Annotated in this window: 17 protein-coding genes; all 17 read left to right on the forward strand. The window is 50.1% G+C overall.

The genetic code is table 11. The features are described 5' to 3' along the window. The first annotated feature begins 21 nt into the window (after window positions 1-21). The 17 genes from fliF to fliP all read left to right on the forward strand — a co-directional run bounded on the left by fliF (window position 22) and on the right by fliP (window position 13,695). Window positions 22-1,602, forward strand: a complete 1,581-nt coding sequence (fliF, locus tag ACW9JV_RS08345; protein ID WP_457333198.1) for a flagellar basal-body MS-ring/collar protein FliF — start codon at window positions 22-24, stop codon at window positions 1,600-1,602. A gap of 12 nt (window positions 1,603-1,614) precedes the next feature. Continuing rightward, complete coding sequence (gene fliG / locus ACW9JV_RS08350) at window positions 1,615-2,628, forward strand: flagellar motor switch protein FliG (RefSeq protein WP_457333200.1); 1,014 nt, start codon at window positions 1,615-1,617, stop codon at window positions 2,626-2,628. Beyond that, window positions 2,621-3,415 carry a flagellar assembly protein FliH gene (gene fliH, locus ACW9JV_RS08355; protein ID WP_457333202.1) on the forward strand — a complete coding sequence of 265 codons (795 nt, stop codon included), beginning with the start codon at window positions 2,621-2,623 and terminating at the stop codon, window positions 3,413-3,415. The genes fliG and fliH overlap by 8 nt, the downstream gene beginning before the upstream one ends. After that, window positions 3,402-4,715, forward strand: coding sequence for a flagellar protein export ATPase FliI (fliI, locus tag ACW9JV_RS08360; RefSeq protein ID WP_457333204.1), 1,314 nt, complete (start codon window positions 3,402-3,404; stop codon window positions 4,713-4,715). Before fliH ends, fliI begins: the two co-directional genes overlap by 14 nt. 6 nt (window positions 4,716-4,721) lie before the next feature. After that, window positions 4,722-5,159, forward strand: a complete 438-nt coding sequence (fliJ, locus tag ACW9JV_RS08365; RefSeq protein ID WP_457333206.1) for a flagellar export protein FliJ — start codon at window positions 4,722-4,724, stop codon at window positions 5,157-5,159. Between the two features lie 15 nt (window positions 5,160-5,174). Further along, window positions 5,175-5,744 (forward strand): MotE family protein, encoded by a 570-nt coding sequence (locus tag ACW9JV_RS08370; protein WP_457333208.1) that lies wholly within the window; start codon window positions 5,175-5,177, stop codon window positions 5,742-5,744. A 26-nt stretch (window positions 5,745-5,770) separates the two neighbouring features. Then, the gene (locus ACW9JV_RS08375; RefSeq protein ID WP_457333211.1) at window positions 5,771-7,180 is read left to right on the forward strand and encodes a flagellar hook-length control protein FliK; all 1,410 of its coding nucleotides are present in this window, start codon (window positions 5,771-5,773) and stop codon (window positions 7,178-7,180) included. 9 nt (window positions 7,181-7,189) lie between these two features. Beyond that, on the forward strand, window positions 7,190-7,669 hold the full coding sequence (flgD, locus tag ACW9JV_RS08380; protein WP_457333213.1) for a flagellar hook assembly protein FlgD: 480 nt from the start codon (window positions 7,190-7,192) through the stop codon (window positions 7,667-7,669). A gap of 29 nt (window positions 7,670-7,698) precedes the next feature. Beyond that, window positions 7,699-8,097: a TIGR02530 family flagellar biosynthesis protein gene (locus tag ACW9JV_RS08385; protein WP_457333215.1), complete on the forward strand. Its 399-nt coding sequence runs from the start codon at window positions 7,699-7,701 to the stop codon at window positions 8,095-8,097. Between the two features lie 83 nt (window positions 8,098-8,180). Continuing rightward, window positions 8,181-8,978 carry a flagellar basal body rod protein FlgG gene (gene flgG, locus ACW9JV_RS08390; RefSeq protein WP_457333217.1) on the forward strand — a complete coding sequence of 266 codons (798 nt, stop codon included), beginning with the start codon at window positions 8,181-8,183 and terminating at the stop codon, window positions 8,976-8,978. Between the two features lie 61 nt (window positions 8,979-9,039). After that, window positions 9,040-9,252: a flagellar FlbD family protein gene (locus ACW9JV_RS08395; protein WP_457333219.1), complete on the forward strand. Its 213-nt coding sequence runs from the start codon at window positions 9,040-9,042 to the stop codon at window positions 9,250-9,252. A 1-nt stretch (window position 9,253) separates the two neighbouring features. After that, the gene (gene fliL, locus ACW9JV_RS08400; protein ID WP_457333221.1) at window positions 9,254-9,685 is read left to right on the forward strand and encodes a flagellar basal body-associated protein FliL; all 432 of its coding nucleotides are present in this window, start codon (window positions 9,254-9,256) and stop codon (window positions 9,683-9,685) included. 33 nt (window positions 9,686-9,718) lie between these two features. Next, window positions 9,719-10,714 carry a flagellar motor switch protein FliM gene (gene fliM, locus ACW9JV_RS08405; RefSeq protein WP_457333223.1) on the forward strand — a complete coding sequence of 332 codons (996 nt, stop codon included), beginning with the start codon at window positions 9,719-9,721 and terminating at the stop codon, window positions 10,712-10,714. Continuing rightward, window positions 10,704-11,933 carry a flagellar motor switch phosphatase FliY gene (gene fliY / locus ACW9JV_RS08410; RefSeq protein WP_457333225.1) on the forward strand — a complete coding sequence of 410 codons (1,230 nt, stop codon included), beginning with the start codon at window positions 10,704-10,706 and terminating at the stop codon, window positions 11,931-11,933. The genes fliM and fliY overlap by 11 nt, the downstream gene beginning before the upstream one ends. A gap of 25 nt (window positions 11,934-11,958) precedes the next feature. Then, window positions 11,959-12,321, forward strand: a complete 363-nt coding sequence (locus ACW9JV_RS08415) for a response regulator (protein WP_457333226.1) — start codon at window positions 11,959-11,961, stop codon at window positions 12,319-12,321. Window positions 12,322-12,343: 22 nt separating this feature from the next. Beyond that, window positions 12,344-13,018 (forward strand): flagellar biosynthetic protein FliO, encoded by a 675-nt coding sequence (fliO, locus tag ACW9JV_RS08420; RefSeq protein WP_457333228.1) that lies wholly within the window; start codon window positions 12,344-12,346, stop codon window positions 13,016-13,018. Beyond that, complete coding sequence (fliP, locus tag ACW9JV_RS08425; RefSeq protein ID WP_457333230.1) at window positions 13,015-13,695, forward strand: flagellar type III secretion system pore protein FliP; 681 nt, start codon at window positions 13,015-13,017, stop codon at window positions 13,693-13,695. The genes fliO and fliP overlap by 4 nt, the downstream gene beginning before the upstream one ends. The last annotated feature ends 13 nt before the right edge of the window (window positions 13,696-13,708 follow it).

The raw sequence follows: 13,708 nt of genomic DNA on the forward strand, positions 1-13,708 counted from the left end.
GAATGGAAATCAGGAGGCCCCATGAAAGAGAAGGTTTTACAGTTCAGAGACAAAACAACCGAATACTGGCAAAGTAAAAGCAGCACTCAAAAAATATTGATGATCAGCTCTGTGGTATTACTTATTCTTGTTATTATACTTGCTGTTTTTTTCACAACGAGAACAAATTATGCCCCTTTATACTCTGATCTTTCCCCGGAGGAATCGGGACAGATCACGGAAAATCTGGATTCAAGGGCCGTTCCTTATGAACTGACCAATAACGGTTCCACGATAAGGGTTCCTGAGGAACAGGTGGACGCCCTGAAGGTGGATCTTGCTTCCGAAGGTCTGCCGGACAGCGGGAGCATCGATTATTCTTTCATTGAAGACCAGATGGGTTTTGGAATGACGGATAAAGAATTCAACACGATGGAAAGAGCTGCCATGCAGACGGAGCTGGGTACATTAATGGAGAATATAGACGGGGTGGAAGCGGCCGATGTCATGATCAATCTGCCGGAAAAATCAACGTGGGTGGCAGAAGATAGTGAACGGGCGTCCGCTTCCGTTGTGGTCGATACAGGCGGTACAACAAATCTGGAACAGTCGCAGGTACGTGCGCTGTACCATCTCGTGTCCAAAAGTGTGCCCGACCTGTCTGTAGATAATATCGTCATTATGAACCAGATGTTTGAGCATTTTAATTATGATAATCCAGGCTCGAATTCGTCCATGAACGCATATGAAGAACAACGGAGCATTCAGGAAGATATCGAACAGGACATTCAGCAGAGACTCCAACAGATGCTCGGTCGGATGGTCGGACTGAACAAAGTGGCTGTATCAGTCACCACTGATCTCGATTTCACCCAGGAAACGAGGGAGGAAGCCCTTGTTGAACCAGTCGACGAAGAAAACATGGAAGGTATCGCAGTGAGTGCTGAACGGATAGAAGAAGCCTATGAAGGAGAAGCACCCGAAGACGGCGGAGTGGCCGGTGCGGGAGATGGAGATGTGGCGAACTATCCTGCCGGTGCTGCAACCGGAGAAGGCGACTATGAACGGGACGAAGAACGGATTAATTACGAGGTGAACCGGATCCATCGTGAAATTAAGGAAAGCCCGTATAAAATCCGAGATCTTGGTATTCAGGTTATGCTCGAACCGCCCGATCCGGAAAATCCGGACTCTCTGGATCCGCAGACACTTACAGATGTGGAAGAAATTTTGACAACAATGGTGAGTACAAGCATCGATGCGGAGTATCAAGAGGAAATGGAAGCAGCTGATCTGGAGGACAAAATTTATGTCTCCACTCAGGAGTTTAATGGTCAGCAGGAAGTTCCGGAAGAAACAGGAAACGCAGTACCGTTCTGGGTTTATGCTGCAGGAGGCGCGCTGCTCCTGGCTGTCCTTGTCCTCTTTATTATGCTGATCCGGAGAAGAAACAGGGAAGAGGAATGGACCGAAGAAGAAACGCAGACGGCCGAACCAATCCCGGACCTGCCGGAAGAAGAAAACTCGGAAGAAGCCGCCCGGAGAAAGCAGCTGGAAAACCTCGCCCAGGAAAATCCGGAAGAGTTTTCAAAACTATTACGGACTTGGCTGTCCGATGAGTAAGGAGGACTCGTCATGCCGAAAGCACAAGATTCCCTGACTGGAAAACAGAAAGCGGCCATGCTCCTTATCTCGCTGGGTCCTGATGTATCGGCACAGGTATATAAATACCTGAGCGAGGAAGAAATTGAGAAGCTGACCCTTGAAATATCCAATGTCCGAAAAGTGGACAGCAGCACAAAAGAGAATGTTCTGGACGAATTCCATCAGATAGCTGTTGCCCAGGACTATATTTCCCAGGGTGGGATCGGCTATGCGAAAAGTGTGCTGGAAAAGGCTCTCGGCGAAGATGATGCGATGCAGATTATTAACCGCCTCACTTCTTCGCTGCAGGTGAAGCCGTTTGATTTCGCACGAAAAGCGGATCCTTCCCAGATTCTTAACTTTATTCAGAATGAACATCCGCAGACGATTGCTCTTATTCTATCGTATCTGGAATCGGAGCAGGCCGGACAGATATTGTCCGAGCTTCCCCAGGAAGTGCAGGCGGATGTAGCAAAACGAATTGCGGTGATGGACAGCACCTCTCCGGAAATCGTCAATGAAGTGGAAAATATTCTCGAGCAGAAATTATCGGCTACGGTGACGCAGGATTACACGGAAGCAGGCGGTATTGAAGCCGTTGTGGAAGTGCTGAATGGTGTCGACCGCAGTACCGAGCGGACTATTCTGGACTCTCTGGAAATTCAGGATCCGGAGCTCGCTGAAGAAATCAAGAAACGAATGTTCGTCTTTGAAGATATCGTCACACTCGATAACCGCTCCATTCAGCGGGTTATCCGTGATGTTGAAAATGAAGATCTGCAGCTTTCCCTGAAAGTGGCAAGTGATGAAGTGAAAGAACTGGTGTTCAATAACATGTCCCAGCGGATGGCAGATACATTCAGGGATGAAATGGAATTTATGGGACCTGTCCGCCTCCGGGATGTGGAAGAATCCCAGACCAGAATTGTGGCGGTTATCCGCAGACTGGAAGAATCGGGTGAAATCGTGATCGCACGCGGAGGAGGAGATGATATTATTGTCTAGGCTTATCAAACGGCCCAGCGCATCCCGGTCTTCTGAAAATGTGCGTTCCATCGGTCTCAGACAGGTAACGCCGGATCCCGCGGTTAAAGAAGAAAGCAGCGGAGACCCCGCCTTGGATGAAACCTCTGAGCAGGAAGAACAGAACCGTCTTCACCAGGAACAAAAAGAGGTGGAGCAGTTAAAAAAACAGGCGGAACAGGAACTCCATGAAGCCCGCAGACGAATCAGTGAAGAAGAAGAAGATTCCAAGCAGCGGATTGAAGAAGCCTATACACACGCAAGGAATAAGGGCTGGAATGAGGGTCTGGAACAAGGGAAACAGGAAGGCCGGAATGCTGTTGAAGAAGCGGTGGCAGAAGCGCAGCAGGCAGTCAGGGAAGCAAAAGAAGAATACCATCATTATCTTGAAAAAGCGGAACCTGTCATTCTTGACCTCGCGCTTTCTGTTGCCAACCGGATCATTTATGACTCTCTGGAAGACCACGACGGGACATGGATGGAGATCGTTAAAAATGCGGTGAAAGAAGTGAAAGACCATGAAGAAGTCGCCGTCTATGTCCCGGTCTCCCGCCTGGAAGAAACGAAAAAGCAGCGCAGGGAACTGGAGAATCTGCTCGCCTATTCGCAGGAATTGATTATTTATCCGGATCAAGCCCTGCAGGAGAACGACTGCATCATCGAAACTCCGTACGGAAAAGTAGATGCTTCGCTGGACAGCCAGCTTCAGGAACTCAAGGAACAGCTGGAGGAAAAACTGAAAGAAGGCGGAACGTATGAAAGCAGCTGATCTTGTCAATGAAATACCATCGCTGAATCCGTATAAACAATACGGGAAAGTGACAAGGGTCGTCGGTTTGACGATTGAATCCAAGGGGCCGAGAACGTCTGTGGGGGAATTGTGCTACATTCATCCGCAGGAAAAAAACACCCCGGTTCTCGCCGAAGTGGTCGGTTTTAAAGATAAATTCGTGCAGTTGATGCCGCTCCGCCATACGGCTGATATCAGTCCGGGAAGCCTTGTCGAAGGAGCCGGGAAGCCGCTTCAGGTAAAAAGCGGGAGCGGTTTGATCGGAAAAGTCATTGATGGAACCGGGCAGCCCCTCGACGGAACCGGACTCCCGGATGGACTTTCTGCGGTCCCAACAGAAGCAGAACCTCCCAATCCATTGCTGCGTCCGCGAATTGATGAACCTTTGTCACTTGGCATCAAAGCGGTGGACGGTCTTCTTACGATGGGGAAAGGACAGCGTATCGGCATTTTTGCCGGAAGCGGTGTTGGAAAAAGCACCATTCTGTCCATGCTCACGAGGCATTCAGAAGCAGACGTCAACGTGATAGCCCTTATCGGCGAACGCGGACGAGAAGTGAAGGACTTCATTGAGCGGGACCTCGGAGACGAAGGCATGAAAAAATCGGTCGTTGTCGTCGCGACATCGGACCAGCCGGCATTAATGCGAATTAAAGGCGCGATGACGGCGACAGCGGTGGCGGAATATTTCCGCGATCAGGGCAAAAACGTCAACCTGATGATGGATTCGGTGACAAGATTTGCGATGGCCCAGCGTGAAATCGGTCTTGCTGTAGGGGAGCCCCCGACGACAAAAGGGTATACACCATCGGTTTTTGCGATGCTTCCCAAACTGCTGGAACGGTCCGGCACAAGCCAGAGCGGTTCCATTACCGCATTTTACACCGTACTTGTCGACGGTGATGACTTAAATGAGCCGATTGCCGATGCGGTAAGGGGTATCCTTGACGGCCACCTTGTACTCGACCGCAAACTCGCCGACAAAGGTCATTACCCTGCCATCAATGTGCTGCGAAGCATCAGCAGGGTGATGGAAGATCTCGTGGACGATGATCACCGCCGGGCGGCAGAGAATCTGAGGCATTACCTGTCCACTTATACCGAGTCGGAAGATTTGATTAACATCGGGGCATACAAGAAAGGGTCTTCCAAAGAAATTGACCAGGCTGTCAAAATGCAGCCGCTGATCAATGAATTTCTGCAGCAGGATACGACAGAGATGCAGCCGCTCCCCGACACGAGACAAGAATTGGTTGATACGTTTGGTAAAGGAGAGTAATCATTCATGTCGTTTACATATTCCTTTCAGAAAATACTAGAGCTGCGCAAACGGCAGAAAGAACAGAAGACCCAGGAATACGAGCAGTCGGTAGAGCAGTTTGAAAGAATGGCCTCCGCGCTGTATGAACTGTTGAAACAGAAAGAACAGATGGAGACCCTCTACAAAGATCAGATGACCGGGGGCGTATACATCCACCAGTTGCAGCAGGGTGAAAAAGCGATCTCCCAGCTTCAGCAGAAAATCAGCAGCATCCAGCATCAGACGGAGAAGGCAAGAGATAGCATGCACCGGAAAGAAGAGGAGATGCAGGCTGCCTCCATTGAATGGAAAAAGTATTCCAAAATGAAAGACTGGGAAAAAGAGGCGCACGATCTGGAGCAAAAACGAGCAGAAGAGCAGATGATGGACGAAATATCGACCCGGAAGTATGCGTTTCGTTGAAATTAGGTGAAACAGATGGCCAAACAGAAAAAAGAAAAGAAAAACGGAAAAGGACAGTGGTTTTTCCTGATTATTTTTATCCCGGTAGTGTTTGCTCTCATTCTGGGTATCGTTCTCCTGTCTGTTCTCGGTGTTAATGTGGTCGATATGGGCCGCAGTATGATGAATGAAGTGCCCGGTATTACCATGAGCCAGGAAGAAACCGAAGAAAATGCTGAAGAGTCTGCTCCTGAGGCATCCCCGGAAGAACTGGCAGCCAAAGAAGAAGAGATTGCCACGCTGGAGCAGCAGCTGGAAGCCAAAAACACAGAGATCCGGGAACTGGAACAGGAGATCGAAACCATTCAGGTTGAACAGGAGGCCGAGGCGGAAGAAACCGATCAGGAAAATCCGGCTCTGCAGGAAGCCGCTCAGGTTTATGAAAGCATGGGTGCATCCGAAGCTGCCGCTGTTTTATCAGAAATGGAAAATGAAGAAGTGATCCGGCACCTGTCGGAAACGGGTACGGAATTAAGAGCTGAAATTCTGGCGGAAATGGAACCGGCAAGGGCTTCTGTCATAATGAATGCGTTAAGTGAATCATAGATCATTTTTGAAAGGGGGTGAAACAGATGCAGATGCAGATGCTTATGCAGACGCTGCCGAATGCGGAACTAAACACACAGCGTACTGGTAAAAGCGAATCGGGTGAAGGCGGGCAGAAAGGATTTATGCAGATGCTCGGAAAAGCGCTGAACGCTGCAGAGTCAGAAGGACAGACGTCCGGTACAGCTTCTGGACATTCGATTGAGGATCTTCTCTCCGGTTTTTTTCAGAATGGGGATAAACTATTCGAACAATTCAAAAGTGAACTGAAGGCTTTGTTTGAAAACGGGGATTTCGAATGGTCGGGTAATATGCAGGACATGCTGGAACAACTCCCGCAGGGCATGCAGGACCTTGCGCAATCCTTGACGGAGCTGGACAGTGAACAAATGCTGCAGTGGCTGGAACAGGCACTCACTTCTTCGGAAGAAGCCGGCGCCGAACTGCCGGAAGCCATCCAGAATCAACTTTCCGGTCAGGAATCCGGAGCGGTGGAGAACTGGAACGGACAAGAGCAGAAGCTTGCTTCTTCATTTACCGGCATGCTTGCTCTGTTGAATCAGGCGCTGAGCCAGCCTGGCATGCAGCAGAATGATGGCGGAAGCGCGTTGGCACAGGCCAATCCGAATGCATCCGGGAGCAGCGGATTTTCCGCATCGCTTTCTATGCTGGCCGCGTCTTTGACAGGCAGCAGCCGGCAGCAGACGGCGACTCCGGAGCAGGCGGCAAAACAGATGTCGCAGTGGATGGAGAACGCATCCGGACAGCAGAATCAGCTGAAAACGATGGAAGGATTCACGCAGACCTGGAAAAACACATCTTCTTTTGGCGGTGAAACCAAACAGAATTACCTGCAGCAGCTTCTGAACCGGAGTCTCTCTTCTTCCGGAGGGGACACTAGCAGCGCGAATGCGCAGCCCGCTTCCATGAGTTCGCAGGACGCAACCGGCGTCATGGCGAAAGCCCAGCAGGCCGTTATTCATCTCGGGGAAGGAAAGACCGAACATGCCCGCGCCCAGGAGTTTATGAAGCAGTTTCAGGAACTGCTCGGCAAGAGCAATCTTCAGTCCTTTAAAAACGGCACCCAGCAGCTCACGGTGAAATTAGTGCCGGAAAGCCTGGGACGGCTGGATGTGAAAATCATGCAGCAGAACGGGCAGTTGACCGCCCAGCTCATGACGACGACAAGCACCGCCAGAGAAATGGTGGAAAGCCAGCTTCACCAGCTCCGCGCTGCGTTCCAGCAGCAGAACATACAGGTGGACCGGATTGACATTTCCCAGCAGCAGCCTTCCACGCTGCAGCAGGATGATGGAAATCAGGAAGACGGAGAACAGCAGGATAATCCTGAGGTGCACGAGGATGAAACGGATGCCGGTTCCGAGGAATCATTCGCTGACATGCTCGATGCGTTAACATTTAATGAACAAGTGTAGGTGAATACCATGCCGAATACGATTCAGGATCAATATGCAATGCCTACCCAGACGGACAAGCTGAGAACCAATGAGGATAGCGGAAAACTTGGGAAAGACGATTTTCTCGAAATTTTGATGACCCAGCTCCAAAATCAAAGTCCGGCCAATCCGATGAAGGACAAAGAATTTATCAGCCAGATGGCGCAGTTTTCTACACTGGAGCAGATGACAAATATGACTTCTGCGATAACGGATATGGCCAATGCCCAGCAGAAAGGGTCACTTGTCCAGCACAGCGAACTGATCGGCAAAACCGTGACGTGGGAGCGGACGTACGAGGACGACAACGGGGTCGAACAGACGGAAGAAGTCGTCAATGAAGTGGCCTCTGTCAAGCAGGACGGCAGCGGCAATATCCGGCTGCTTCTGGACGATGACCGTTGGATCAACAGTGAACAGCTGATTCAGGTGGATGGTGTCACAGAAGAAGAAAACAGTGGCGGTTAACCCACCGTTATGGCAGGCAGGAGGCGAACATGATGAGTACAGGTATCGATACCAGCGGCCTGCGTCAACTGCCCCGTCCCGGAACATCCCTGCCGAAGCAGAACACAGCACCCGCCCCATCCGGCCCGTCGTTTCAGGATGTGCTGAACGGCCAGCTGGAGAAAACCGAAGAGCTGAAAGTAAGCAGGCACGCCGAAAAACGGCTGCATGACCGGGATGTTATGGTAACGGATGAACAGTGGCAGAAGATAAGCGGCAAACTGGAAGAGGCACGTACGAAAGGAGTAAAGGACGCGGTCGTGTTCACAGACAGCAGCGCCCTTGTGGTCAGTGCGGAAAACAATACCGTCATTACAGCGATGCAGCGTGAAGAAGCATCGGATCATATTTTTACCAATATTAACGGTACGATTACCGTAAACGGATGAACCGGCCGGACCTGAAAAAGGAAGCCGGGGGACGGTGGACCGACGGAAGCCGTCCGAACTACTAAAATGGAGGATGAAACCTTATGTTAGCTTCAATGTATTCCAGCATTTCCGGAATGAAAAACCACCAACAGATGCTCGATGTGACAAGTAACAATATCGCGAACGTCAACACGTACGGGTACAAAAAAGGAAGAGCGACGTTCAAGGACATGGTCAGCCAGCAGATCCAGGGGGCAACTGCTCCCGATGGAGGAATGGGCGGTTCCAACCCAATGCAGGTCGGTCTCGGCTCGCAGATGGGAAGCATCGACACCGTGCAGACGCAGGGCAGCCTGCAGAATACCGGGCGAAGTCTTGATCTCGGAATCTCCGGCGACGGATTTTTCAGAGTGGAAGATGGGGATGGTAATGAATTTTATACTAGAGCCGGTAATTTCTATTTGGATGAAGCGGGAACGATGGTTAATAGTGATGGCTATAATGTTCTAGATACTGGTGGTAATTCAATTACTGTTCCTACAGATGCGCAAAGTTTTAGTATCGGTGCTAACGGAGACGTAAATACCACAGCGGCAGATGGTACAAATGACACGGAAGGAACAATAGATTTAGCAAACTTCGCTAATCCTGGAGGCTTATCAAAAGAGGGTAACAACCTATACACTGATACAGTAAATTCTGGTGACCCACAAGTTGGCGATGGGCCAGGCGGGAATGGCACAGGCGAATTGGTAGCGGGTACTCTTGAAATGTCGAACGTTGATCTTTCGGAAGAGTTCACGTCAATGATTAAGGCTCAGCGCGGGTTCCAGGCGAACACCCGCGGTATCACGACCGCCGATGAAGTACTGCAGGAGCTCATGAACCTGAAACGATAAATCGGCCATCCCTTTGAAAAGGAGGCGAGCCGGGTCCTGCCGCCCGGCTCATCCCATACATATGATTACATTAACTAGATTAAAAGGACAAACCTTTCTATTGAATGTTGCGATGATTGAACAGGTCGAAGCGTTTCCTGATACGACCGTTACGCTCAGCAACGGAAAAAAAATCGTCGTACAGGAAAGCATGGAGGACGTCAGCCAGCGGATTACGGCGTTTTACCGCCGGATCGGCCTGATTGGCCTGTCAGCAAAAGAGGGGGACCAGTAAATTGTTTCAGAACCGTTTAGTGAACATCATGCTTATCATTATCATATCGTTGACGCTGGTCGGGGTTGTGGCATTTGTGCTGTTCAACTATTTTTCCTCTTCTGAAGAAGCCGGAGCGGAACCGACGATTGATGAAATTATCGATAATTCATGGGAAACAGAGGAAATCACGACCAACCTGAACAACGGGGAGTTGTTTCGCGGCCGCTTCCGCATTCACGCGGAAACGAAGGCCGGTGCCTCAGAACTCGAAAAACGTGATTTTCAGATTAACAACATCATCATCCACGAATTGGCCGGCATGAGCGCAGACGACCTGCAGAGTCAGGACGGAATAGCATCCCTTGAAGAGACGCTCCGGTCTGATATCAATGAAGTGATGGATGAAGGAAATGTGGTCCGGGTGTACACCACCGAGCGGATGATTCAATAATGGCAGCTTACCACGTAAGGGAGGTGAAAAAGGTTGGCGGACGTTCTTTCACAGGGTGAAATAGACTCTCTGCTTTCCGCGCTTTCTACAGGAGAAATGGACGCGGATGAACTGAAAAAAGAAGAAACCGAAAAGAAAATAAAAACATACGATTTTAAGCGGGCGCTCCGGTTTTCCAAGGATCAGGTCCGGAGCCTGTCCCGGATTCATGAAAATTTTGCCAGGTTGTTGACAACCTCTTTTTCCGCCCAGCTCCGCACCTTTGTACAGATATCGGTCGCATCGGTGGATCAGCTCCCGTATGATGAATTTATCCGCTCGATTCCGAAGATGACTCTCTTGAATGTGTTTGATGCGTATCCGCTTGACGGCCGGCTTCTCATGGAAGTGAACCCAAACATCGGTTATGCGATGCTTGACCGCCTTCTCGGAGGAAAAGGGGCGAGCCTCAATAAAGTGGAAAACCTGACAGAGATTGAAACAAAAATCATGACGCAGGTGTTCCAGAGTATGCTCGAAACGTTCCAGAATGCATGGGAATCCGTACTGGAAATTGATCCGCAGATGGAAGATATAGAAGTCAATCCCCAGTTTCTGCAGATGGTCTCTCCCAACGAAACGGTCGTCGTTATCTCCTTGTCGACAACGATCGGCGAAACGACAGGCATGATCAATATCTGCCTTCCGCACGTCGTGCTGGAGGAAATTCTTCCTAATCTGTCGGTCCATTACTGGATGCAGACAAAAAAGAAGGAACGCGATCCCGAAGAAGTACAAGAGCTGCAGCAGACAGTAAAAACTGCTCCACTGACCGTGCAGGCCGTTCTTGGAAACTCTGAAATTTCCATTGAAGAGTTTCTGAATCTGAACAGCGGCGATGTGCTCGAGCTCGATCAGAACATTCATGACCCTCTGCTTATAAAAGCCGGCGGGGAGCCGAAGTATTACGGTCAGCCGGGGGAATGGAAAAAAAACATGGCCGTGCAGATTACGGATGAAATAAAGGAGGGGGACGAGTATGAACGATGATATGCTCTCTCAGGAAGAAATCAATGAACTGCTGAAAAGTGTCGGAAGCGATGATGACTCCTCTGACGGGGATAAACAGGAAAATACGGAGGAAGACACATCCGGTGCGCCGGAAACGGAAAACGGGGAACTGAACGTGGAAGATTATTTGTCGACGGTCGAACAGGATGCTCTCGGGGAAATCGGCAACATTTCATTCGGAAGTTCAGCCACCGCCCTGTCGCAGCTTCTCGGTCAGAAAGTGGAAATTACGACCCCTGTCGTTTCGGTCGTGCACCAGGATAAGCTCGATGCCCAGTTTCCACATCCCAATGTCGCCGTACACGTCAAGTATACGGAAGGATTCGAGGGAACAAATCTGCTCGTCATCAAGACAAGGGATGCTTCGATTATTGCTGATTTGATGCTGGGCGGTGACGGTACCAATCCGGCAGAAGAACTGGAAGAGATGCACGTCAGCGCTGTACAGGAAGCAATGAATCAGATGATGGGGTCGGCTTCGACATCGATGTCCACCATTTTCAATAAACGAGTCGACATCACGCCGCCCGGAATTGATCTGATGGATGTCAAAAATTCCGAAGGAACCGGTAACATTCCAGATACCGATACGCTGACGAAAATTTCATTCCGGCTGATTATCGGAGATTTAATTGATTCATCGATTATGCAGCTCGTATCTGTTCCGTTTGCCAAACAGATGGTGGAAAACCTGATGAACCCGCCGGAAGCGGAAACGACCGAAGAACCGGCACCGGAGCCGGAACCACAGCCGCAGGAACGCCCGGCCGCCCCACAGCAGACTGCGCCGCAGCAAAGCAGTCCGGCACCGGATACAGCTCCTGGACCTCAGCCGCAGGCTTCACAGCAGCAGGAGCGGTTTGTCGGCGGGCCTTCCAAAAATGTGCAGGCAGCCCAGTTTTCTTCGTTCGACGCCCCGTCTTTAAGCGAAAACGAATCGAAAAACCTCGATATGCTGATGGACATTCCGCTTGAAGTGACGGTTGAACTCGGACGGACCCAGCGTTCGATCAAAGACATTCTTGAGTTTACACAAGGATCGATCATTGAACTGGACAAGCTGGCCGGAGAGCCGGTTGACATTCTCGTGAACCAGAAACTGGTAGCCAAAGGAGAAGTGGTCGTCATAGACGAAAACTTCGGGGTCCGGGTGACCGATATTGTCAGTCAGGCGGACCGTATCAAAAAACTGAGATAACAGAATACAAGGAGGAAAACAGGCGATGGCACACTCTGTACTGATTGTTGATGATGCTTCATTTATGAGGATGATGATCAAGGACATTCTCGAAAAAAACGGATTTGAAATTGCGGGAGAGGCAAAAGATGGACAGGAAGCGGTGGACCAGTACAAAGAGACGTCCCCGGATCTTGTTACGCTTGACATTACGATGCCGGAAAAAGACGGCATTGCCGCGCTGAAAGAAATTCAGACGTTTGATCCGGATGCAAAAGTCATCATGTGTTCAGCGATGGGGCAGCAGGCGATGGTCATTGATGCCATTCAGGCCGGAGCCAAGGATTTTATTGTGAAACCATTCCAGGCAGACCGCGTTCTTGAAGCGATCAATAAAACACTGGGCTGACGAGGCCGGGGAGGAATCCGGCATGAATCGGAACAAAACAGCTATTCGGCTGACAGCGGTGCTTCTCTTCTGTCTCTTTTTCCCGCACGTCATGGAGGCGTCCCCGGGAGACAGTCAGACAATTAGTGATGTTCTCGAAAATGAACAGGGAGAAGAAGAGAACGGAAATACCGGTGAAGATGCCGGAACATCAGAAGAATCTACAGAGACAACGGAGAATATGGACTTTGCGGACAGTACGAATGTTTTTTCGATGCTTGTGCAGCTGTTTTTGGCGCTTGGTGCGGTGATTGCGCTGATGTATATTCTTTTGAAATTCATCAATAAGCGCACGCAGCGGTATCAGTCCAACCGCACGATGCAGAATCTCGGCGGCGTACCGCTCGGCCAGAATAAATCGGTGCAGCTTGTGAAAGTAGGCGGCCGACTGCTTGTTGTAGGCGTCGGTGATTCGATACAGCTGCTCAAAGAGATAGAAGAAGAGGAAGAGATCGAGGAGCTGCTGGAGCCGAACCGGCCTCCGGATGGAAATGCGCTGAAGCGGCTGCAGGCGGTGTTTCCGGGAAAAAACAACCGGGAGGAAGAAACGGATTCTTCCGCTCCCTCCTCCTTTCAGCAAGTACTGGAAAGCCAGCTCGGAGAAATGAAAAAGGTACGGAAAAAAGTCCGCCGGCGTTTAAAGGAGTATGACCAATGATTTTTGCGATTCCGGGTCTTGACCTTGGTGGTCTGGTCAGTGATGATCCATCCGACTTAACAACGAGCCTGCAGTTAATCTTTCTGATCACGATATTATCGCTGGCTCCCGCCATTCTAATATTAATGACGTGTTTCACCCGGATTGTCATTGTTCTTTCCTTTGTCCGGATGGGGCTGGCGACCCAGCAGATGCCGCCGACGCAGGTATTGATCAGTCTGGCGCTGTTCATGACGTTTTTTATCATGGCGCCGGTGTTTTCCGAAGTTAACAACCAGGCGCTGACGCCGCTTCTGGATGGGGAAATGAATCAGGAAGAAGCGTTTACGGAAGCCGCCGGACCGATGAAGGAGTTCATGTCCGAGCACACCCGTGAAAAAGATCTGTCCCTGTTTATGGGATACGCGGAAATGGAACGGCCGGAAACGATTGAAGACATTCCATTGACAGCTCTTGTTCCGGCATTTGCGATCAGTGAACTGAAAACGGCGTTTCAGATTGGATTTTTGATCTTTATTCCGTTTTTGGTCATCGATATGATTGTCGCCAGTGTTCTCATGTCGATGGGGATGATGATGCTGCCGCCGGTCATGATTTCGCTGCCTTTTAAGATTCTGTTGTTTGTCCTGGTGGACGGCTGGTATCTCATTGTTGAATCACTATTATTCAGTTATTAGAAGGGGATGGAAC

Source organism: Salibacterium sp. K-3, from assembly GCF_054052005.1.

What these genes read in the sequence shown, in the direction of transcription:
- fliF (WP_457333198.1), top strand. Translation starts at nt 22, where the DNA reads ATGAAAGAGAAGGTTTTACAGTTCAGAGACAAAACAACCGAATACTGG.
- fliG (WP_457333200.1), top strand. Translation starts at nt 1,615, where the DNA reads ATGCCGAAAGCACAAGATTCCCTGACTGGAAAACAGAAAGCGGCCATG.
- fliI (WP_457333204.1), top strand. Translation starts at nt 3,402, where the DNA reads ATGAAAGCAGCTGATCTTGTCAATGAAATACCATCGCTGAATCCGTAT.
- fliJ (WP_457333206.1), top strand. Translation starts at nt 4,722, where the DNA reads ATGTCGTTTACATATTCCTTTCAGAAAATACTAGAGCTGCGCAAACGG.
- ACW9JV_RS08370 (WP_457333208.1), top strand. Translation starts at nt 5,175, where the DNA reads ATGGCCAAACAGAAAAAAGAAAAGAAAAACGGAAAAGGACAGTGGTTT.
- ACW9JV_RS08375 (WP_457333211.1), top strand. Translation starts at nt 5,771, where the DNA reads ATGCAGATGCAGATGCTTATGCAGACGCTGCCGAATGCGGAACTAAAC.
- flgD (WP_457333213.1), top strand. Translation starts at nt 7,190, where the DNA reads ATGCCGAATACGATTCAGGATCAATATGCAATGCCTACCCAGACGGAC.
- ACW9JV_RS08385 (WP_457333215.1), top strand. Translation starts at nt 7,699, where the DNA reads ATGATGAGTACAGGTATCGATACCAGCGGCCTGCGTCAACTGCCCCGT.
- flgG (WP_457333217.1), top strand. Translation starts at nt 8,181, where the DNA reads ATGTTAGCTTCAATGTATTCCAGCATTTCCGGAATGAAAAACCACCAA.
- ACW9JV_RS08395 (WP_457333219.1), top strand. Translation starts at nt 9,040, where the DNA reads ATGATTACATTAACTAGATTAAAAGGACAAACCTTTCTATTGAATGTT.
- fliY (WP_457333225.1), top strand. Translation starts at nt 10,704, where the DNA reads ATGAACGATGATATGCTCTCTCAGGAAGAAATCAATGAACTGCTGAAA.
- ACW9JV_RS08415 (WP_457333226.1), top strand. Translation starts at nt 11,959, where the DNA reads ATGGCACACTCTGTACTGATTGTTGATGATGCTTCATTTATGAGGATG.
- fliO (WP_457333228.1), top strand. Translation starts at nt 12,344, where the DNA reads ATGAATCGGAACAAAACAGCTATTCGGCTGACAGCGGTGCTTCTCTTC.
- fliP (WP_457333230.1), top strand. Translation starts at nt 13,015, where the DNA reads ATGATTTTTGCGATTCCGGGTCTTGACCTTGGTGGTCTGGTCAGTGAT.